The sequence below is a fragment of the Streptomyces sp. cmx-4-9 genome (assembly GCF_046548835.1).
Taxonomy (GTDB): Bacteria; Actinomycetota; Actinomycetes; order Streptomycetales; family Streptomycetaceae; genus Streptomyces.
Window position 1 is genome coordinate 533,125 of the sequence record NZ_JAEBEE010000003.1, and the last position, 20,075, is coordinate 553,199.

Annotated in this window: 22 protein-coding genes and 1 tRNA gene; 9 read left to right on the forward strand and 14 right to left on the reverse strand. The window is 73.1% G+C overall.

Translation table 11 applies throughout. From position 1 onward, the window contains the following. Positions 1–10: 10 nt before the first annotated feature. From ACLJTM_RS13350 to ACLJTM_RS13380, 7 genes are all read left to right on the forward strand, one after another. The gene (locus tag ACLJTM_RS13350; protein WP_411103727.1) at positions 11–349 is read left to right on the forward strand and encodes an antibiotic biosynthesis monooxygenase family protein; all 339 of its coding nucleotides are present in this window, start codon (positions 11–13) and stop codon (positions 347–349) included. Continuing rightward, positions 333–1,214, forward strand: coding sequence for an amidohydrolase family protein (locus tag ACLJTM_RS13355; protein WP_411103728.1), 882 nt, complete (start codon positions 333–335; stop codon positions 1,212–1,214). Before ACLJTM_RS13350 ends, ACLJTM_RS13355 begins: the two co-directional genes overlap by 17 nt. A gap of 143 nt (positions 1,215–1,357) precedes the next feature. Then, complete coding sequence (locus ACLJTM_RS13360) at positions 1,358–2,125, forward strand: response regulator transcription factor (protein WP_411103729.1); 768 nt, start codon at positions 1,358–1,360, stop codon at positions 2,123–2,125. A gap of 245 nt (positions 2,126–2,370) precedes the next feature. Further along, positions 2,371–3,888, forward strand: coding sequence for a sensor histidine kinase (locus ACLJTM_RS13365; RefSeq protein WP_411103803.1), 1,518 nt, complete (start codon positions 2,371–2,373; stop codon positions 3,886–3,888). A gap of 25 nt (positions 3,889–3,913) precedes the next feature. Next, positions 3,914–5,194 (forward strand): glycosyltransferase, encoded by a 1,281-nt coding sequence (locus ACLJTM_RS13370; RefSeq protein WP_411103730.1) that lies wholly within the window; start codon positions 3,914–3,916, stop codon positions 5,192–5,194. Beyond that, positions 5,191–7,443 carry an ArnT family glycosyltransferase gene (locus ACLJTM_RS13375; RefSeq protein ID WP_411103731.1) on the forward strand — a complete coding sequence of 751 codons (2,253 nt, stop codon included), beginning with the start codon at positions 5,191–5,193 and terminating at the stop codon, positions 7,441–7,443. Before ACLJTM_RS13370 ends, ACLJTM_RS13375 begins: the two co-directional genes overlap by 4 nt. Positions 7,444–7,588: 145 nt before the next feature. Continuing rightward, positions 7,589–8,221: a TetR/AcrR family transcriptional regulator gene (locus tag ACLJTM_RS13380; RefSeq protein WP_411103732.1), complete on the forward strand. Its 633-nt coding sequence runs from the start codon at positions 7,589–7,591 to the stop codon at positions 8,219–8,221. A gap of 73 nt (positions 8,222–8,294) precedes the next feature. Here the strand turns inward: ACLJTM_RS13380 and ACLJTM_RS13385 are convergent, their stop codons facing one another. Both ACLJTM_RS13385 and ACLJTM_RS13390 read right to left on the reverse strand, forming a co-directional pair. After that, positions 8,295–9,947, reverse strand: coding sequence for an MDR family MFS transporter (locus ACLJTM_RS13385; protein WP_411103733.1), 1,653 nt, complete (start codon positions 9,945–9,947; stop codon positions 8,295–8,297). A gap of 16 nt (positions 9,948–9,963) precedes the next feature. Continuing rightward, entirely contained in the window at positions 9,964–10,356 is a 393-nt protein-coding gene (locus ACLJTM_RS13390) for a MarR family winged helix-turn-helix transcriptional regulator (RefSeq protein WP_411103804.1), read from the reverse strand. Positions 10,357–10,704: 348 nt separating this feature from the next. Between ACLJTM_RS13390 and ACLJTM_RS13395 the strand changes: the two genes are divergently transcribed. Next, positions 10,705–10,938, forward strand: a complete 234-nt coding sequence (locus tag ACLJTM_RS13395; protein ID WP_411103734.1) for a hypothetical protein — start codon at positions 10,705–10,707, stop codon at positions 10,936–10,938. A gap of 54 nt (positions 10,939–10,992) precedes the next feature. Here ACLJTM_RS13395 and ACLJTM_RS13400 read toward each other — a convergent pair whose 3' ends face one another. From ACLJTM_RS13400 to ACLJTM_RS13445, 10 genes are all read right to left on the reverse strand, one after another. Beyond that, on the reverse strand, positions 10,993–11,913 hold the full coding sequence (locus tag ACLJTM_RS13400) for a hypothetical protein (protein WP_411103735.1): 921 nt from the start codon (positions 11,911–11,913) through the stop codon (positions 10,993–10,995). Positions 11,914–11,972: 59 nt separating this feature from the next. Continuing rightward, positions 11,973–12,827, reverse strand: a complete 855-nt coding sequence (locus ACLJTM_RS13405) for an RNA polymerase sigma factor SigF (protein ID WP_411103736.1) — start codon at positions 12,825–12,827, stop codon at positions 11,973–11,975. 230 nt (positions 12,828–13,057) lie between these two features. Continuing rightward, positions 13,058–13,993: an RNA polymerase sigma factor SigF gene (locus ACLJTM_RS13410; RefSeq protein WP_411103737.1), complete on the reverse strand. Its 936-nt coding sequence runs from the start codon at positions 13,991–13,993 to the stop codon at positions 13,058–13,060. Between the two features lie 201 nt (positions 13,994–14,194). Beyond that, positions 14,195–14,356, reverse strand: coding sequence for a hypothetical protein (locus ACLJTM_RS13415; protein WP_383799040.1), 162 nt, complete (start codon positions 14,354–14,356; stop codon positions 14,195–14,197). 361 nt (positions 14,357–14,717) lie between these two features. Further along, a complete protein-coding gene (locus ACLJTM_RS13420) occupies positions 14,718–15,008 on the reverse strand; it encodes a hypothetical protein (RefSeq protein ID WP_411103738.1) in 291 nt (96 codons plus the stop codon). Positions 15,009–15,112: 104 nt separating this feature from the next. Beyond that, positions 15,113–15,197 (reverse strand) — tRNA-Ser (locus tag ACLJTM_RS13425). 89 nt (positions 15,198–15,286) lie between these two features. Then, positions 15,287–15,715: a tRNA adenosine(34) deaminase TadA gene (gene tadA, locus ACLJTM_RS13430; protein WP_411103805.1), complete on the reverse strand. Its 429-nt coding sequence runs from the start codon at positions 15,713–15,715 to the stop codon at positions 15,287–15,289. A 74-nt stretch (positions 15,716–15,789) separates the two neighbouring features. Continuing rightward, entirely contained in the window at positions 15,790–16,338 is a 549-nt protein-coding gene (locus ACLJTM_RS13435; protein WP_411103739.1) for a hypothetical protein, read from the reverse strand. A 383-nt stretch (positions 16,339–16,721) separates the two neighbouring features. After that, complete coding sequence (locus tag ACLJTM_RS13440) at positions 16,722–16,916, reverse strand: hypothetical protein (protein ID WP_411103740.1); 195 nt, start codon at positions 16,914–16,916, stop codon at positions 16,722–16,724. A gap of 165 nt (positions 16,917–17,081) precedes the next feature. Next, positions 17,082–18,029 (reverse strand): universal stress protein, encoded by a 948-nt coding sequence (locus ACLJTM_RS13445; protein ID WP_411103741.1) that lies wholly within the window; start codon positions 18,027–18,029, stop codon positions 17,082–17,084. 210 nt (positions 18,030–18,239) lie between these two features. On the opposite strand from ACLJTM_RS13445, the gene upp reads away from it, so the two are divergent. Continuing rightward, the gene (upp, locus tag ACLJTM_RS13450) at positions 18,240–18,875 is read left to right on the forward strand and encodes a uracil phosphoribosyltransferase (RefSeq protein WP_031141526.1); all 636 of its coding nucleotides are present in this window, start codon (positions 18,240–18,242) and stop codon (positions 18,873–18,875) included. An 81-nt stretch (positions 18,876–18,956) separates the two neighbouring features. Here upp and ACLJTM_RS13455 read toward each other — a convergent pair whose 3' ends face one another. Then, positions 18,957–19,589, reverse strand: coding sequence for a LytR C-terminal domain-containing protein (locus ACLJTM_RS13455; RefSeq protein WP_411103806.1), 633 nt, complete (start codon positions 19,587–19,589; stop codon positions 18,957–18,959). 189 nt (positions 19,590–19,778) lie between these two features. After that, on the reverse strand, positions 19,779–20,075 hold the full coding sequence (locus ACLJTM_RS13460) for a type II toxin-antitoxin system VapB family antitoxin (RefSeq protein WP_017240525.1): 297 nt from the start codon (positions 20,073–20,075) through the stop codon (positions 19,779–19,781).

Sequence of the window (20,075 nt, forward strand, 5' to 3'; positions counted from 1 at the left end):
GGTGGTGGGCATGAGCATCCAGCCGGTCCAGGCCTTCGAACCGCCGTACCTGATGGCGGTCTTCACCAGTGTGCGCACGACCGCCGACGAGGGGTACCCCGAGACCCTCGCGCGGATGGGGGAGATCGTCAGCGGGAACCCGGGCTTCCTCGGCTACGAGTCCGCACGCACCCCCGGTGGACTCGGCATCACCGTCGCCTACTTCCGCGACCACGCGTCCCTCACCGCGTGGCGCGAGGACCTCGAACACCAGGCGGCCATGCGGCAGGGGCGCTCCGACTGGTACGAGAGCTACACCCTGCACGTCGCGACCGTCGAGCGGAGCCACGGCTTTGTCCGCAACGGCTGAGGCGTGCCGCGCCTTCCGGGAGCGGCTCGGGCTGCCGGGGCTGGTCGACGTCCACACCCACTTCATGCCCCGGCCGGTCATGACCAAGGTCTGGGACTACTTCGACGCGGTCGGCCCGCTGACGGGCGTCGAGTGGCCCATCACCTACCGCCACGAGGAGGAGCAGCGCGTGGCGCTGCTGCGGGAGTTCGGGGTCCGGGCCTTCACCGCCATGCTCTACCCGCACAAGCCGGAGATGGCCGCCTGGCTCAACGCCTGGTCCGCGGACTTCGCCGCCCGGACCCCCGACTGCCTGCACACCGCGACCTTCTTCCCGGAGGAGGGGGTGGATGCGTACGCCGCGCATGCCGTCGAGGCCGGGGCGCGGATCTTCAAGGCGCACCTCCAGGTGGGCGGGTACGACCCGAACGATGATCGGCTCGACCCGGTGTGGGGGCTGCTTGCCGAGGCGGGCGTCCCGGCGGTGGTCCACTGCGGTTCGGGTCCCGTCCCGGGCAAGCACACCGGTCCGGAGCCCATCGCCCGGCTGCTGGCCCGGCACCCGCGGCTGCCGCTCATCGTCGCCCACATGGGCATGCCCGAGTACGCGGACTTCCTCGACCTCGCCGACCGGTACGAGCGGGTGCGCCTGGACACCACCATGGCCTTCACCGACTTCTCCGAGCAGTTCCGGGGCTTCCCGCCGCAGGACCTCGGGCGGCTCGCCGACCTCGGCGACCGGATCCTGCTCGGCACCGACTTCCCGAACATCCCCTACCCGTACGAGCACCAGCTCGCCGCTCTCGAACGGCTGGGCCTCGGCGACGACTGGCTGCGCGCGGTCTGCCACGACAACGGCGCCCGCCTGTTCGGGCTGGACGGCTGACCGGCTGACCTGCTGAGGCTGACCGTCGGCTGGTCGGCCGGTCGGCAGGTCGGCCGGCTGGAGGACGGCCGCGGGCGGGTTTCTCAGGAGATTCACAGGAACGGACAAGAACGCTCTCAGAGGTACCGGTCAACGTGGTCGGTATGACTGCGACGACCACCTCCCCCGCGTCCACGTCCACCACCAACCCCGCGGCCCTGGTGCGGCCGGACGGCGGCCCCTGCCGGGTGCTCGTCGTCGACGACGAGGCCTCGCTCTCCGAGCTGCTGTCGATGGCCCTGCGCTACGAGGGCTGCGAAGTGCGCAGTGCGGGGGACGGGGCGGCCGCGGTACGGGCGGCGCGGCAGTTCCGGCCCGACGTGGTGGTCCTGGACATCATGCTGCCGGACATGGACGGACTGGCCGTCCTCGGCCGTCTGCGCCGGGAGATCCCGCAGGTGCCCGTGCTGTTCCTGACGGCGCGGGACTCCGTGGAGGACCGCATCGCGGGTCTGACGGCGGGCGGAGACGACTACGTCACCAAGCCCTTCAGCCTGGAAGAGGTCGTGGCCCGGCTGCGGGGTCTGGTGCGGCGTTCGGGTGCGGCGCAGGCCGCGCGCGCCGGCTCGGTGCTGGCCGTGGGCGACCTGCGGCTCGACGAGGACAGCCACGAGGTCACCCGGGCCGGTCAGGAGATCCACCTGACCGCCACCGAGTTCGAGTTGCTGCGCTACCTGATGCGCAACCCGCGCCGCGTGCTGAGCAAGGCGCAGATCCTGGACCGGGTCTGGTCCTACGACTTCGGCGGCCAGGCCAACGTGGTCGAGCTGTACATCTCCTACCTGCGACGGAAGCTGGAGAGCGGCCCCGGCCTGCCGCCGGTGATCCACACCCGGCGCGGCGCGGGCTACCTGATCAAGCCGGCCGACTAGTGCCGCCCCGCCGCCCCGGTACGCCGAACCCCCGGCCGTCCCGCCCGCAGTCGCCCCGCCCCCGGTCCACCCGGTCCACCCGGTCCCGCGCCACCCTTTCCCCCGCCGCCGGTCCGCGCACCAGCGGCCCTCGGGCCGGCCTTCGGCGGCTGCTGCGGCTGCCCGGCCTGCTGCGGCCGCCCCGGCTCGGGCGCCCCGGGCGGCTCGGGTGGCGCAACCGGTTCCGAAAGCCCGGGCGGCTCGGGCTGCGCAGGCGGCCCTGGTCGCTGCGGGCCCGGCTGGTCGTGGCCGCGGTCGCGCTGATCGCCGTGGTGGGCGCCGCGATCGGGGCGGTCACCACGCTCGCCCTGCGCTCCTACCTGGTGGGCCAGCTGGACGACCAGCTGTACACGGCGGTGAGCATGGCCGACCGGGGGCCCGGGGCGGCCAAGGCCGGCCGTGACGGCGGCAGTCTCGCCTTCGTCCTGGCCCCCGGCACCCCCCTGGGCACGGCCGGGGTCCGCCTCGACGCGGAGGGCAAGGCCACCGGGGCGCGCAGCGTTCCCGCGGAGGGCCCGGACCGCGACCACCGGGTGGCGCTGACCCCGGCGCAGACCGAGGCGCTGGCGAAGGCCGCCGGGACGCCGCGTAAGGGACCGGTCGACCTCGACCTGCCCGGGCTGGGCTCCTACCGGGTGCTCACCGGCCCCGACGGGACCCTGGTGCTGGGCTTCCCGCTGGCGGGGGTCGACCGGACCGTGGGCACCCTGATCGGGGTGGAGGTGTGCGTCACCCTCGCCGGACTGATCGCGGCCTCCCTTGCCGGGCAGGCCCTGGTCGGCGTGGCCCTGCGCCCGCTGCACCGGGTGGCCGCCACCGCCACCCGGGTCTCCGAACTGCCCCTGCACAGTGGTGAGCCCGCGCTGCACGAAAGGGTGCCGGAGGCCGAGGCGGACCCCCGCACCGAGGTCGGCCAGGTCGGGGCCGCGCTGAACCGGATGCTGGGCCACGTCTCCTCCGCGCTCACCGCCCGTCAGCAGAGCGAGACCCGGGTCCGGCAGTTCGCGGCCGATGCCAGCCACGAGCTGCGCACCCCGCTCGCTTCCATCCGCGGCTACGCCGAGCTCACCCGCCGGGGGCGGGAGGAGACCGGCCCCGATACCCGGCACGCCCTCGGCCGCATCGAGTCGGAGGCGACCCGGATGACCGGCCTGGTCGAGGACCTGCTGCTGCTGGCCCGGCTGGACGCGGGCCGCCCGCTGTCGCGGACCGACACCGACCTGGCGCCGCTCGTCGTCGACGCCCTCAGCGATGCCCGGGCCGCCGGGCCCGGGCACCACTGGCGCCTGCGACTGCCCGAGGAGCCGGTGTCCGTGAGCGCCGACCCGGCCCGGATCCAGCAGGTGCTGGTGAACCTCCTGGCCAACGCCCGTACGCACACCCCGCCCGGCACCACGGTCACCGCCCATGTTTCACGTGAAACAGCCGCCATCCGGCTGCTGATCGAGGACGACGGGCCCGGCATCCCGGCCGACCTGCTCCCCCACGTCTTCGAGCGCTTCGCCCGCGGTGACGCCTCCCGGTCCCGAGCGGCGGGCTCCGGCTCCACCGGACTCGGACTGGCCATCGTGCAGGCGGTGGTCGGCGCGCACGGCGGCCGGGTCGAGGTACGGAGCGTGCCGGGACGGACCTGTTTCGATGTGCTGCTGCCGCAGGCCACCCGGCCCGGCGTCTGCGCGCAGCCGGACTCACAGACGGGGCACAGGCTCACCACACGGCGGTGACAGGCCGCCCCGCGAGGGTCGAGGCATGTCAACCGACGCCTCCCCCGGTGCCCTTCCGGCACGGGCGCCCCTCGCGCCCGTGGCCGGCGAGCCCGTGCTCGACGTGGTCATCCCGGTCTTCAACGAAGAGAAGGACCTCGGCCCGTGTGTGCGCCGTCTGCACGGCCACCTCAGCCGCACCTTCCCGTACGCCTTCCGGATCACCGTCGCCGACAACGCCAGCACCGACCGCACCCCCGAGATCGCGGCCGGCCTGGCCGCCGCTCTCGACGGCGTACGCAGCACCCGGCTGGAGGAGAAGGGCCGGGGCAGGGCGCTGCGCACGGTCTGGTCCCACTCCGAGGCGCCCGTCCTCGCGTACATGGACGTGGACCTCTCCACCGACCTCAATGCCGTGTTGCCGCTCGTCGCGCCGCTGATCTCCGGCCACTCGGACCTCGCGATCGGCACCCGGCTCGCCCGCTCCTCGCGGGTGGTGCGCGGAGCCAAGCGGGAGTTCGTCTCGCGGGCCTACAACCTCCTGCTGCGCTCCTCCCTCGCGGCCCGGTTCAGTGACGCCCAGTGCGGGTTCAAGGCCATCCGGCGGGAGGTCGCCGAGCGGCTGCTGCCCTTGGTGGAGGGCACCGGCTGGTTCTTCGACACGGAGCTGCTGGTGCTCGCCGAACGGGCGGGGCTGCGGATCCACGAGGTCCCGGTGGACTGGGTGGACGACCCCGACTCCACCGTCCACATCGTCCGGACGGCGACCGAGGACCTGAAGGGCGTCTGGCGGGTCGGGCGGGCCCTGGCCGTCGGCGCGCTCCCGCTCGACCGGCTGTCCCGCCCCTTCGGCGACGACCCGCGCGACCGCACCGCCGTCCCCGACGTGGACCGCGGGCTGCCCCGCCAGCTCCTGGGCTTCTGTGCGGTCGGAGCCCTGTCCACCCTGCTCTACCTGCTGCTCTACTCCGGCTTCCGCGCCGGGACGGGCCCGCAGCTCGCCAATGCGGGCGCCCTGCTCCTGTCCGCGGTCGCCAACACCGCCGCCAACCGGCGGTTGACCTTCGGTGTCCGCGGCAGGCACCGGGCCGTGCGCCACCAGGCCCAGGGGCTGGTGGTGTTCGCCATCGGCCTGGCCCTGACCAGCGGCTCCCTCGCCGCCCTCGGCGCGGCCGCGGCCGATCCCGGCCACAGCACGGAACTGGCCGTCCTGATCACCGCGAACCTCGCCGCCACCGTGCTGCGTTTCCTGCTCTTGCGCGCCTGGGTCTTCCCGGAGCGGCGTGCAGTCCACCCGAAGACGCCGATCTCCAAGGAGGGCCGATGACCACGGCCGTACCCACCGCTTTCGACCCGCCCGCACCGCAACCGGTCACCGCTTCGGCGGCCGCTCGCCGGCCCGCCTGGGAGCGGCCCGCCCTCGCCGCGCTGCTGTGCTGCACCGCCCTGCTGCTGCTGTGGGACCTGGGCGCATCCGGCTACGCCAACTCCTTCTACTCCGCGGCCGTACAGGCGGGCAGCGAGAGCTGGAAGGCCTTCTTCTTCGGTTCCTCCGACGCAGGCAACTCCATCACCGTGGACAAGCCCCCGGCCGCCCTGTGGCCGATGATGCTGTCCGTGCGGCTCTTCGGTCTGGGCGCCTGGCAGATCCTGGTGCCCCAGGCGCTGATGGGCGTCGCCACCACCGGGGTGCTCTACGCGGCCGTGCGCCGCCAGTTCGGCCCGGCCGCCGGGCTGCTCAGCGGAGCAGCCTTCGCGCTGACCCCCGTGGCTGCGTTGATGTTCCGCTTCAACAACCCCGACGCGCTGTTGACCCTGCTGATGACCGTCACTGTGTACTGCCTCCTGCGGGCCCTCGACGGGGCGCACACCCGCTGGCTGGTGTGGGCCGGTGTCGCGGTCGGCTTCGCCTTCCTCACGAAGACCCTCCAGGCCTTCGTGATCCTTCCGCCACTCGCCCTGCTGTACGCGGTCTGCGCACCCACGCGGCTGCGCAGGCGCCTGGGCCAGCTGCTCCTCGCGGGGCTCGCGATGGTGGCGGCCGGCGGCTGGTGGGTGGCGGTCGTGGAACTCTGGCCTGCGGACTCCCGCCCGTACATCGGCGGCTCGCAGAACAACTCCTTTCTGGAACTGACCCTCGGCTACAACGGGCTGGGACGCATCAACGGCAATGAGACCGGCAGTGTCGGCGGGGGCGGGCGGCCCGGCGGCGGCGGGGGCGGCGGCTGGGGGGAGACCGGGATCGACCGGTTGTTCTCGGCCAACATCGGCGGTCAGATCGCCTGGCTGCTGCCGGCGGCGCTGGTCCTGCTCGCGGCCGGACTGGTGGTCACCTGGCGGGCCCGCCGGGCGACCGACTCGCTGGAGGGCATGGCCCGGGCGGCCTTCCTGGCGTGGGGCGGCGCGCTGCTGATCACCGGTCTGGTCTTCAGCTATATGCAGGGCATCTTCCACGAGTACTACACCGTGGCGCTGGCGCCCTTCGTGGCCGCGCTGATCGGGATGGGCACCGCCGTGCTGTGGGAGGAGCGGGGCAGCCTGGCCGCCTCGCTCACCCTGGCGGGCACCGTGGTCCTGACCGCGGTCTGGTCGTACGTCCTCCTCGGCCGGGCCCCCGGCTACCTGCCCTGGCTGCGCTGGGCCGTCCTCCCGGCCGGGGTGCTCGCCGCGGCCGGACTGCTGCTGGGCTCCCGGCTCGGCTCGCGGCTCGGCTCGCGCTCCGGCGCAGGCCGGGCGGTCCTGCCGGCCGTGGCGGCACTGGGCCTGGCCGCGGCCCTGGCCGGGCCGTTCGCGTACTGCCTCACCACGGTGGGCACCGGTCACACCGGTTCGATCGTGACCGCCGGCCCGGCGGTGGCGGGCGGCCGGGGCGGCCCCGGCGGGGCCATGCGCTTCGGCGCCGGCGGCGAGTTGCCGCAGAGCGGCGCAGGCGGCCCGGGCGCGGCGCCGCAGGGTCGGACCGGCCAGGCCCTGCCGAACGGACAGGGCGGCGGCCCCGGGCTGCCGGGCGCCCCCGGCGGCGGCCCGGCCGACGGCGGAGCCCGGTCCGGCGGCCCGGGCCAACAGGGCCAGGCGGGCCAGCAGGGCCAGGCGGGTCAGCAGGGCCAGGCCGGGCAGGGCTTCGAGCGCTTCGGCGGGGGCCAGGGCGGTCCCGGCGGGCTGCTGGGCGGTACCCGGGTCGGAGCGGAGGCCACGGCTGCCCTGCGCGCCGATGCGGGCCGGTACACCTGGGTGGCGGCCGGTACCGGATCGCAGAACGCGGCGAGCTACCAGCTGGCCTCCGGCGAGCCCGTGATGGCGATCGGCGGTTTCAACGGCAGCGACCCGTCTCCGACGCTGGAAAAGTTCCAGGCGTACGTGAAGGCCGGGAAGATCCATTACTTCATCGGCCAGAGTGGCGGCGCGGACGCCGGGCAGGCCGGCCGGGCCGGTGAGGACGGCGGCGGCATGCGCCAGGGCGCAGGCGGCCCCGGTGGCGGTACCAGCAGCGCCATCGAGACCTGGGTGAAGGAGAACTTCACCGCCCGCACGGTCGGCGCCGCCACCTTCTACGACCTCACGGCGCCGAAGGCCTGAGACGGAACGGACGGCCTGGTCGGGTGGGCGCGCCCCCACCCGACCAGGCCGGATCCCCCTCCCCGCACCCGCCCGCGCCCTAGGATCAAGGGGGCGCACCGGGCATTCCGGGCTCAACCCCGGGCGCTGAGGAGGGTTTCCCGTGGTGAGCGCCGATCCCGACGAGACCCGTACCGGTCCCGACGAGACCCGTACCAGCGTGTGGCTGGCCATCCGCCCCGCCGCCCCCGCCAGACGCCGCACCGAGGCCCCCTCGGGCCTCGACCGCGAGCGGATCACCACGGCGACGGTGCGGCTGCTCGACACCGAAGGCCTGACGCGGTTCTCGATGCGCCGGCTCGCCGCCGGGCTGGGCGTCACCGCGATGTCCCTCTACTGGTACGTGGACACCCGGCACGACCTCCTCGAACTGGCCCTGGACCGGGCCCTTGGCGAGCTGGTCCTGCCCGGCCCGGGCGAACCCGGGCAGCAGGGCTGGCCCACCGCACTGCGGGGGCTCGCCCGGGAGTACCGGCGGGTGCTGGCCGCGCATCCCTGGGTGGCCCCGCTCACCGCGGCGTACCCCAACATCGGCCCCAGCGCCCGGGCCTTCGACGCGGCCCTCCAGCAGCTGCTCGACGCCACCGGCCTGACGGGCGGCGCCCGGACCGGGGTGCACCTGGCCCTCTCGCAGTTCCTGCACGGCTGCGGGGGCATGGTCCGGCGGGTACCCGAGAGCGACTTCTGCCTCGCCGTCGACGTGCTGGTCGCCGGGATCGAAGCGAAGGCCACCGGCTGACCCCCGGGAGGGGGGGCCGGCCGATGGCCTCGGTTGCTCGGTTGTTCCGGCCTTCAGCTCCCGTACGGTCCCGTCAGCGGGCCCCGGCCGGGACCTCGGCCGCCTCCGCGGGGACCGGGACGGAGCCGGCCGCCGCCGGAGCGTCCGCCGAGGGCTTGGACTTCAGCGCGACCTCCTTGATGAACAGCACCAGCACCAGGCCCAGCAGGGCGAACGGGGCTGCGTACAGGAAGACGTCGCCGACCCCGTGCCCGTACGCGGACTCCACGACCTCCCGGAACGGCGCGGGCAGCTTGTCGAGGTCCGGGATGCCGCCGCCGGCGGTGCCGCCGTGGCCCATGGCCGCGGCCTTCGGGCCGAGTGCGGCCAGCCCGTCCTGGACGTAGTGCGTGACCCGGTGGGCCATCACCGCGCCGAGGGCGGAGACGCCCATGGCGCCGCCGAGCGAGCGGAAGAAGGTGACGACGGAGCTGGCCGCGCCGAGGTCCTCGGGAGCCACCTGGTTCTGCGTGGCGAGGACCAGGTTCTGCATCATCATGCCGAGGCCGAGGCCGGTCAGCGCCATGTAGATCGCGATGTGCCAGTACGGGGTGTCGTACCGCAGGGTGCCCAGCAGGCCGAGGCCGGCCGTCAGCAGTACGCCGCCGGACACGAGCCAGGCCTTCCACTTGCCGGTCTTGGTGATCACCTGACCGGAAACGGTGGAGGAGACGAAGAGCCCGCCGATCATCGGAATCGTGAGGATTCCGGACATCGTGGGGGACTCGCCGCGGGCCAACTGGAAGAACTGGCTGAAAAACACGGTGCCCGAGAACATCGCGATGCCCACGAACAGCGAGGCCGCCGAGGCGAGGGAGATGGTCTTGTTGCGGAACAGCCGCAGCGGGATGATCGGGTCGCTCGCCCGGGACTCGACGAGGACGAAGAGCAGGCCGAGCAGCACGGCGCCGCCGGTCATCGCCCAGGTCTGCCAGGAGATCCACGCGTAGGAGTCACCGGCCTGCGTGACCCAGATGAGCAGCAGCGAGACGGACCCGCTGATGAGGAAGGCACCCAGCCAGTCCACCTTGACGTCCCGGCGGACGACCGGGAGGTGCAGGGTGCGCTGCAGCACGATCAGCGCGATGATCGCGAAGGGCACGCCGACGTAGAAGCACCAGCGCCAGCCGAGCCAGTCGGTGTCGGTGATGACGCCGCCGAGCAGCGGGCCGCCGACGGTGGCGACGGCGAAGACCGCGCCGAGGTAGCCGCTGTAGCGCCCGCGCTCACGCGGGGAGATCATCGCGGCCATGACGATCTGGGCGAGGGCGGAGAGGCCGCCGACGCCGATGCCCTGCACCACGCGGCAGGCGATGAGCATGCTGGTGTTCTGCGACAGGCCCGCGACCACGGAGCCGAGGACGTAGATCACCAGGGATATCTGGACCAGCAGCTTCTTGCTGAACAGGTCGGACAGCTTGCCCCACAGCGGGGTCGCCGCGGTCATGGACAGCAGAGCCGCGGTGACCACCCAGGTGTAGGAGGACTGGGTGCCGCCGAGGTCGCTGATGATCTGCGGCAGGGCGTTGGAGACGATCGTGGAGGACAGGATCGCCACGAACATGCCGAGCATCAGCCCGGACAGGGCCTTCATGATCTGCGGGTGGGTCATGGACATGCTGTCGGACGCCGTCTCCGGCCGGCCGCCGCCTTCCCGCACACCGGTCGTGGGTGTGGTCGTCGCCATGTGTTTCCTCAAGGTTCTAGAAGCTCGACCGGAGTAGGGCCAGCAGGGTGTTCAGTACGTCGATGTCCTGGGTGGGCCAGGCGGCCAGCGCTCGCTCCAGCGCCTGCGAGGAGCGGGCGCCGAGCTCGGCGAGGAGCGCGTGCCCGGCCGGGGTGAGCCGCAGGATCCGGCAGCGGCCGTCGCCCGGGTCGGCGAGCCGCTCGATCCAGCCGCGGTCGGCCACCTGAGCCACGTGCCGGCTGGTCACCGAGATGTCCACGGCCATGAACGCGGCCAGCCGGCTGAGCCGCATCTCGCCGTGCCGGTCCAGCACGGTGAGGACGGCGGCTGCGCCGGGCGGGCAGTCGCGGGGCAGGATGCGGGCGAGGTCCCGCTTGACCGCCCCGATGCCGGTGAGCTGGCGGGCCAGTTCGCGGTACCGGTCGCTGGGAGCTGCCTCGGTCCCCGCCTCGTTCGCGGAATCCGCGGCCCCCGCCTCACTCGCGGAATCCGCGTTCCCCGCCTCGCTCGCGGCTTCCGCGGTCTGCGTCCCGTCCGTGGTGCCCGCGACGGCCGCGGTCCCGGCGGGTCCGGTGCCTGCGGTGCGTCCGCTGGGCCGGATGGTGGTCGGAGCAGTGGGAACGGTCACCGCGCAGCCCCTCCGTCTCGGTCTCATCTTGTTGCTTAGAGCAACCATAGAAGCGGTTGGTTGCTACAGGCAAACGAATCCGGGGGCGGGGCGGTAAAAGAATCGGAAAACCCGCTAGGGTCCTGCTCCATGGCGGAGAACCACAACTCACAGGGCCCCGAGGGCAACTACGACCCCGCGGGCAGCACGCAGATGTTCCGCGCCTTCGTCGAGGAGGCGGCGCCGGCCCGGCAGCCGGGTCCCGGGGCGCGCCGGCAGCGCCGTGCGGAACAGCAGGCCGGTGCGAAGAAGGGCGTCTGGATCGGGGTGGCGATCGCGCTGGTCCTGGTCGTCGTTCCGGCCCTGTGGGTCGTCCTGCACTGACCCGCGGCCCGGGATCAGCCCCCGGCCGGGGGCCCGCCCGGGGCCCCGGCCGGCTCAGTTCCAGGCGGCCGTGACCTTCCGGGTCTCCACGTGCATGCCCAGCGGCACCCGCCAGGCGTCCACGCAGACCGTGTAGGTCTGGGTCCGCGCGCCCGCGCCCGGTACGGGTGCCGGGAGCGGCTGGGTGGTGGTGACCGTGGCCCAGTCCACCCCGAGCGCGCCGATGACGTGCGTGGCGAAGCTGACCGTGCCGGAGCGCGCGGCGGTGCTTCCGGTGTTGGTGAAGGTGACGGTGACCAGCTCGCACCAGCGGTGTGCCGCGGCCGCCCGGACCGGAGTGGACAGCGTCAGCCGGGCCGGGGTGGCCGGAGGCGGAGCGGGCGGGGTGGGCGGGGTGGTGCCGGGCCCGGCCGGGCCGGTCCCCGTGCCCGGCGGGGTGCCCGGAGTCCCGGGTGCCGAAGGCCCGCCGGATCCCGTACCGGAGCCGCCCGTACCGGAACCCGCGCCGCCCGTATCAGAGCCGCCCGTACCGGAACCTGCGCCGCCCGTACCGGAACCCGCACCGCCCGTACCGGAGCCCGCGCCGCTCGTGCCCGGCGGAGGCCGGGTGGCGGCGCCGGGTGCCCGGCCGGAGCTGCCGGGTCCGGGCCCGGTTCCGGTTCCGGCCGTGGCGCCGGAGCCGTTCGCCGGTCCGCCGGGAGCGGTGACCGCGGCCGTCCCCGCAGGCCCGGAGCCGTCGGGCACCCCGCCCTCTGGGGGAGCGGGTGTCGTGCCCGCCGCGGACGGGCCGCCGAGCTGCTGGAACTCCACCGGTCCCTGCGGGGCCACGTTCTCCCCCGGACCCCGTTCGGGTCCCGGGGCCGCGGCGCCCACGGCGACGTAGCCGTCCCGGGCGGGGCCGCCGCAGCCGGCGAGGGCGGCGGCGGCCGTGCAGCACAGGGCGAGGAGGGCGGCCGTACGGGATCCCGTTCGCATCGCGCCAGTTTTACTGACGCTCCGTCAATTGGGAACCCCGTCCGGCCGGACTGCGGGGGTCACTCCCCGATGAGTCCCACCCGCAGCTGGGCGAGGGTCCGGGTGAGCAGCCGGGAGACGTGCATCTGCGAGATGCCGACCTCCTCGCCGATCTGCGACTGCGTCATGTTCGCGAAGAACCGCAGCATGATGATCTGGCGCTCCCGGGGCGGCAGTTTGGCCAGCAGGGGCTTGAGGGACTCGCGGTACTCGACCCCTTCGAGCGCGGTGTCCTCGTAGCCGAGGCGGTCCGCGAGCGAGCCCTCGCCCCCCTCGTCCTCGGGGGAGGGTGAGTCGAGCGAGGAGGCCGTGTAGGCGTTGCCGACGGCGAGTCCGTCGACGACGTCCTCCTCCGAGACCCCGAGCACGGCGGCGAGCTCCGGCACGGTCGGCGAGCGGTCCAGCTTCTGGGCGAGCTCGTCACTGGCCTTGGTCAGCGCCAGGCGCAGCTCCTGGAGCCGGCGCGGGACGCGCACGGACCAGGAGGTGTCCCTAAAGAATCGTTTGATCTCGCCCACGACGGTCGGCATCGCGAACGTGGGGAACTCCACGCCCCGTTCGCAGTCGAACCGGTCGATCGCCTTGATCAGGCCGATGGTGCCGACCTGGACGATGTCCTCCATCGGCTCGTTCCGGCTGCGGAAGCGAGCGGCGGCGTACCGGACCAGGGGCAGGTTCAGCTCGATCAGGGTGTCGCGTACGTACGCCCGGTCAGGGCTGTCCACGTCCAGGGCGGCGAGCCGCAGGAAGAGGGAGCGGGAGAGGGTGCGGGTGTCGATGGCTTCCGAGCGGTCGGGCGCAGGCGCCACAGGCGCTGCCGGCGCCGGGCTCTTGACGAGCGTGAGCACCTTGGAGCTGCCCTGGTCTACGGACATGCCACCCCCTTGAGGTCGCGGACGGGCGCGTACGGCGCGTCCGTCGGAGGAACGCAGCCTCCACCTGAATACCGGAAGGAGGGCTGCGGCAAACGCGGTTCCAGCAGAATGTCACATGTCGGCAACACGCTGTAGCGCCAAGTCGACATATATCTCCAGCGACAGAGGGGGTCAGAGGGGGATCCGACCGATCTGCCGGGAAACAGCTGGATCGTCGCCACTCGTTCCGGTTACGCCTCGATCCTGTTTGCGGATCTCAGTCGGGCGAAACTGCGCGCGAGCAGCCGGGAGACGTGCATCTGGGAGACGCCGAGCTCGGCGCTGATCTGCGACTGCGTCAGATTGTTGTAGTACCGCAGGAGCAGGATCCGCTGTTCGCGCTCGGGCAGTTGTACGAGGAGGTGGCGGACGAGGTCGCGGTGCTCGACCCCGGCCAGCTCGGGGTCCTCGTAGCCGAGGCGGTCCAGCAGGCCGGGCAGCCCGTCGCCCTCCTGCGCGGCCTCCAGCGAGGTCGCGTGGTACGAACGGCCGGCCTCGATGCAGGACAGCACCTCGTCCTCGCCGATCCGCAGGCGCTCCGCGATCTCGGGGGTGGTCGGGGTGCGGCCGTGCAGCGTGGTGAGGTCCTCGGTGGCCGCGTTGACCTGTACCCAGAGCTCGTGCAGGCGGCGCGGTACGTGGACGGTGCGGACGTTGTCCCGGAAGTAGCGCTTGATCTCGCCCACGACGGTCGGCATCGCGAAGGTCGGGAACTGCACGCCGCGGTCCGGGTCGAACCGGTCGATGGCGTTGATCAGGCCGATCGTGCCGACCTGGACCACGTCCTCCATCGGCTCGTTGCGGCTGCGGAAGCGGGCGGCCGCGTACCGGACCAGCGGGAGGTTGGCCTCGATGAGCGCCCCGCGCACCCGGGAGTGCTCGCCGGTGCCCGGCTCCAGCACCTTCAGCTGACCGAAGAGCACCTGGGTGAGGGCCCGGGTGTCCGCACCCCGGCCGGCCGGTCTGGGCGGCGTCGGGGCGGGTTCCCCGGGCGCCTCCTGGCGGGACTCCGGCGGGGAGTCCGGGCGGGCCTCCGGACGGGGCTCCTGGCGGGGCTCCGGCTGGGAGGGCAGCTGGGGGTCCTGCTGAGGGGGCACCTGAGGCGCAGTACTGGCCGGCACGGTCACGCCACCCCTTCAGTCAACTCATCCGTCAAAAGCGGTCATAGCATCACAAGACATGTGCACTGTGTGCAAGCACCGTATAACGCCGTGTTGGCGGCAAGTTGGGCATACTCGGTCAATATGCCCGTAAATAAGGGCGCAAAAAAGCCCCCCACGCGTCGGATTGGAGGGCTGGAACGTCAGGCTTCGTCTCGGCGTACGGGTTCAGCGCACCAGTTCGGTCATGAACTCACCGATCCCTGAGGCCGCATCCGATATGCCTTGGAAACCTATTCCCACCATCTCGGCCGCCCGTTTGGGCTGGGTGATGATCACGAAGAGGGCGAACACGGTGAGGACGCCCGTGATGAGCTTCTTGGTGTCCATGATGCGGCGTCGGCCTCCCCAACCGGTTCTGCACAGTGGGGTGAGTCTAACCGGTCATGTTCGGACACTGACCCGGTCTTTAAGGACCAAGGACCTGGCACCAGAGGCCGTTTGCCGCCGCGTGTGCGCGGGCGGGGAGCGCAGTATTGAGGGGAGCCCACCGGTTCTGGCAGGAAATCGGTGGGTGAGGGACAGGACCTCACTGCGGGGTCCGAGCCGCAAGCTTCCCCCCTGACTGCGGCTCGGACTGGCAGGTTCCGTCCTCTTCGGGGGAAGTGGCTTGTCCCCCCGATGCCACTTCCCCCGTCCCATCCGTCGAAGGTCCCGGTTCCGGCCGGGGCCTTCTTCGTGTCTGCGCCTGCTACTCGATGCCGCCGGCCAGGTCCGTGAGGGGCTGCACGGGGGCGATGACGGGCGCGAGCTGGTTCGGAAGTTCCATCAGCTGGTTGAGCTGGTTGGCCCCCTCGCTGAGCTTCGCCCCGATCTCCTGGACGGAGCCGGGCTGGGAGCCCGCCGGCATGCCCGGGGCGGCCGACGGCAGGTCCGGGAGGGAGAGCGGGGCGAGGGGGGCGGCCGAGGCGGCGGGGGCCGCGAGGCCCGCTGCGGCCCCCGCGAGGGCGATGGCGGCGAGCATGCGCTGGGTCTTGGTCATGCCGTGACAACGGCTGCACGACCGCGCGGTCACGCAGCCGTCCGCCTGACGCCCGGAAGACGCCGAGAGCCCCGACCCTTGCGGGGCGGGGCTCTCGGTCGAAGCGGTAGTGGAGGGATTTGAACCCCCGATGGGTTGCCCCATACTCGCTTTCGAGGCGAGCTCCTTCGGCCACTCGGACACACTACCGAGATGGATCCTAGCCTAAGGATCCCCATCGACAGAAATCGGCGTCCCGGGCCCTCCCGCCGGCAGCCCCCCGGCCGCTCGGAGACCGCTCAGAGGCCGCGGAAGAACTCCGTCAGCTGCTGCGCGCACTCCTCGGCGAGGACCCCTCGCACCACCTCGGGCCGGTGGTTGAGCCTGCGGTCGCGTACGAGGTCCCAGAGCGATCCGGCGGCACCCGCCTTCTCGTCGTCCGCGCCGAACACGACGCGGGCCACGCGCGACTGGACGAGCGCTCCCGCGCACATCACGCACGGCTCCAGGGTGACCACGAGGGTGCACCCCGGGAGCCGCCATTCCCCGAGCGCGGCGGCCGCCCGGCGCAGCGCCAGTACCTCGGCGTGCGCCGTCGGGTCGCCGGACGCCTCGCGCTCGTTGTGCCCGGTGGCGAGGAGGTCCCCGTCCGGGCCGAGCACGACGGCGCCGACCGGCACGTCGCCGGCCGGCACCGCCCGGGCGGCCTCCTGGAGCGCCAGGCGCATGGAGTCCCGCCACGGGTCCCGTACGGGATCGGGGCCGTGCGTATCGCAGGGGTGGGTCGGGTACGGGCCGGTCACTAGCGGACGGCCTCCAGGACCTCGGTGGCACCGAGCGAGTCGGCGATCTCCGAGAGGGCGTCCCCGTCCAGGGTCATCAGCTGCTTGTTGCTGACCCCGAGGTCGTCCAGCAGCCGGGGATCGCCGAGGGGGCCGGCCGGGGCCGGCTCCGCGGCGGACCCGCCCACCCGGTCGTCCTCGTCCTCCTCTTCCGTGAAGGCGGCGACGGCCTCCTCCTCGCCGTCCTCGGTGCCGTCCAGGTCCAGTTCGTCGAGTTCGTCGTCCTCCTCGTCGCTGCCCAGCAGCTCTTTGGTCAGCATCGAGCCGTAGGAGCTGCGGGCGGCGAGGGACGCGTTCGATACGAAGTACCGGGGGTCCTCCTCCCCGTCCACGCGGACGACGCCGAACCAGGCGTCCTCCTGCTCGATGAGGGCGACCACCGTGTCGTCGTCGACAGCGGCGGAACGGGCGAGATCGATCAGATCACTGAGGGACTCGACGTCGTCGAGTTCCATGTCGCTCGCTTCCCACCCGTCTTCGGTGCGCGCGAGCAGTGCGGCGAAGTACACCGTGACTCTCCCACTGGTCTTAGGCGTGCCGGTTGGAGGTCCCCCCGGCCGGAGGATGGGGTGGGACGGCCGTGTGCGCGCCGTCCGTGCCCCGCCCAATCGGCATCGTGGCAGAAACGGCGGCTTTGCGAGAGGTCTTCCGCGCTTGCGTCGTGCCGCGCCGTGACCCGTGCGGGGCGCGGGGAGGTCGAGCGGCGGCGGCGCCGGCGTCCCGGCCAGGCCCGCGCGGACGGCGCTGCGGCGCGGTCCGGTGCGGCTCGGCGGGGGCTTCGCAGGGGTCCCGGGAGGGCGCCGGGGTGGCGCCGGCGCGGGCTCGGGCGGGCCCGGGCGGATTCGCCGCGGGGGCTGGCGTGTCCCGTTCACCTGGTCGGACGCTGCGGGGTTCACCAGCGGAAGGTGCGCATCCGCATCTGTTGGCGCATCCGGGCGGCGCGGGCGCGACGGGGCTGGACCCGGTCGCGTAGCTCACGCGCCTCGTTCAGGTCGCGCAGGAACTGGGCGCGTCGCGCCCTGCGCTGCGCCGCGCTCTCCGGCGTCTCGTCCTCGTCGCTGCCTTGGCTCTGCTGCGTCTGGGCCATGGGCCACCACCCCGGGCTGGTCCGGTCGTTCTCCTCCGCCGGCGCGAAGCAGACCCCTTGCACCCACCTTCCCCCGGACGGCCCGATTGATGCCACCCCCGCGCAGGTCAGAGAGGTCGGGGCCCGGAAAGGGGGCCGGCGCCACCCGATCGGACGCCGCCCGGGTCAGGCGTCGTCGTGGAGCGTCGGCACGACGGCCACCGGTCCGTGGGCGTGCTGTAGCAGGGCGTGGGCCACCGAGCCCATGAGCAGGGACATGCCGCTGCGCCGCGGATGGTGGCGGCCCACGACCACCAGGGCGGCCGACCGGGAGGCGGTGACCAGCCGGCCGGCCGGGTCACCGGGGACGGCGGCCTGCTCGACCGGGACCTGCGGATGGCGGATGCGGAAGGGCGCGAGCCGCTCGGTCTGGGAGCGCAGCATCTCCCGCTCGGCCGGCACGCCGTCCCCGCCGTCGGCCAGCCCCTCCGGCGGGACCACCATGAACGGGCTGTCCATCAATACGGTCGGCGAGGGCGGGATCGCGTACGCCGAGACCACCTGGACGGTGGTCCCCCGTGCGGCCGCCTCCTCGAAGGCGAAGGCCAGGACGTCGTCGGGGGTCTCCGAGGCGTGCAGTCCGAGCACCACCCGCCCGGCGGAGGGCTCCCCCAGCGCCTGTGCGGGGTCGGCGCGCCGTTCCTCGTGCGCGACCACCACGACCGGGCAGGGCGCGGTGCTGGAGACGGCGCGGCTGTTCGACCCGAGGAGCAGGCTGGCGAAGCCGCCGCGGCCCCGGGAGCCCATGACGAGCATCCGCGCCCGTGCGCCGACCACCCGCAGGGCCTCGGGCACGGAGCCCTCCAGGGCCTCGTACTGCACACCTGCCGGCAGGCCGGGGCCGCCGCCGAGGAGGGCGGTGATCCGGTCGCGTACGGGGTCGGCGAACTCGTCCGGCTGGGAGGCGTCGTGCAGGGAGGCCCGGCGTCCCGCGTACAACTGGGCGTGGTCGGGCAGCACATGGGCGATCAGCAGCCCGGTGCCGTGCCGTACGGCTGCGGCCCGCGCCCATTCCAGGGCCCCCAGGCTGTGGTCGGACCCGTCGACTGCCGCGATGACCGGTGCGCTGTTCACCCGTCCAGCGTGCTGGGCGTCCGCGTGGGCCGCATCCGCAGCGGGGCGCGCGGGCGGGGAGGCGTGCGGCGCGCGTACGGGAGGCGTACGGGAGGCGCCCGGGACGGCCCCTTCGGACGCGAGGGGGTCGTTCCAGCGCGTAGCCTTTTGGGTGTGGGTCGCGTCGGGCGGCCGTTTTTGCCGGTCGCAGGCTGAATTCTGGAGGATGTTGTGCGTTTGCAGGTCGTCGATCACCCCTTGGTGGCGCACAAACTCACCACCCTGCGCGACAAGCGCACCGACTCCCCCACCTTCCGCCGGCTCGCCGACGAGCTGGTGACCCTGCTCGCGTACGAGGCCACCCGCGACGTGCGCACCGAGCAGGCCGACATCGAGACCCCGGTCGGCCCGACCACCGGTGTGAAGCTCTCGCACCCGCGCCCGCTGGTCGTACCGATCCTGCGGGCCGGCCTCGGCATGCTCGACGGCATGGTGCGGCTGCTGCCGACCGCCGAGGTGGGCTTCCTGGGCATGGTCCGCAACGAGGAGACCCTGGAGGCCTCCACGTACGCGACGCGCATGCCGGAGGACCTCTCCGGGCGGCAGGTCTACGTGGTCGACCCGATGCTCGCGACCGGCGGCACGCTGGTCGCGGCGATCCGCGAACTGATCAAGCGGGGCGCCGACGACGTGACGGCCGTGGTGCTGCTGGCCGCGCCCGAGGGCGTCGAGATCATGGAGCGCGAACTGGCGGGCACGCCGGTGACGGTGGTGACGGCCGCGGTGGACGAGCGGCTCAACGAGCACGGCTACATCGTGCCGGGGCTGGGCGACGCGGGTGACCGGATGTACGGCTCCGCCGAGTAGCTGCCGGCAGCTGCCGGCAGGCAGCCGGGAACGTCAGGGCGCAGGGGTCCGCAGCACGCTGCTGCGGACCCCTGCGGCGTGTCAGCAGTTCTTGGCGGCGACGGGTGCGGGGTTGGCCAGCAGGGCGAGGGCCTTGTCGGCGTCCTCCTTGGTGCTGAGCTCCGTGAAGGAGTCGCCGAGGATCAGGTCGACGTCCGCCCCTTCACGGGTGTCGGTCTGCTGGGTGGTGCCGGCGAGCTGGGTGCCGAGGACGGCGAAGACCGCCTTGTCGGTGGCGGGGGAGCCGAGCAGTATCCCGGTGCCCGGGACCTTCTTGTCGAAGGTCGCGGGGGCGTTGCCGACGTTGCCGACGGTGAAGCCGCGTTTGCGCAGCTCGTCGCCCACCGCCTTGGCGAGGCCGGCCCGCGGCGTCGCGTTGTAGACGTTGACCTTGATGTCGCCGGGCTTGGGGAGGGTGACCGCTGCCGGTGCAGCCGAGGCGGAGGCCGCTGCGGGCGCGCCCTTGGCGGCCTTGGCCGGACAGTCCCTGGCGCCCGCGGCGGTGTTCCGTTTGGCGGTGTCGCCCTGGAACACGTCGATGAGCTGCAGCGCCCCGTAGCCGAGCAGGGCGAGCGCAAGGACCGAGCCGAGCACGGCAACGACGATGCGGCGGCGGCTCCGCTTACGGCTCATACGGGGGTAGGCGGCTCCCGTGACGCGGTACTTTCCGCCCATGCCGGGGGGAGTGAGCATGCTCATGGGCGCAGCGTAATGCGGCCCGGTGTCGATGCCTACTAAATGATCTGCTGATAGGTCAATGGTGACCCGAAAGGCGCAATCCGTACGAAGCGGAAGCCGCCCGGGGCCGTTGCCGGTGGATCCGGCGGCCGGCCCCGCGGCCGGTGCTGCGGCGCGTCGCGGCCGTCAGTCCATCTCCAGGACGCGGGCGTGCAGCACCTGGCGCTGCTGCAGGGCCGCGCGCACGGCGCGGTGCAGTCCGTCCTCCAGGTACAGGTCGCCGCGCCACTTCACGACGTGGGCGAAGAGGTCGCCGTAGAAGGTGGAGTCCTCGGCCAGCAGCGTTTCGAGGTCGAGCTGCCCCTTGGTGGTCACCAGCTGGTCCAGCCGGACCGGGCGCGGCGCGACGTCCGCCCACTGCCGGGTGCTTTCCCGGCCGTGGTCGGGGTACGGCTTTCCGTTACCGATGCGCTTGAAGATCAC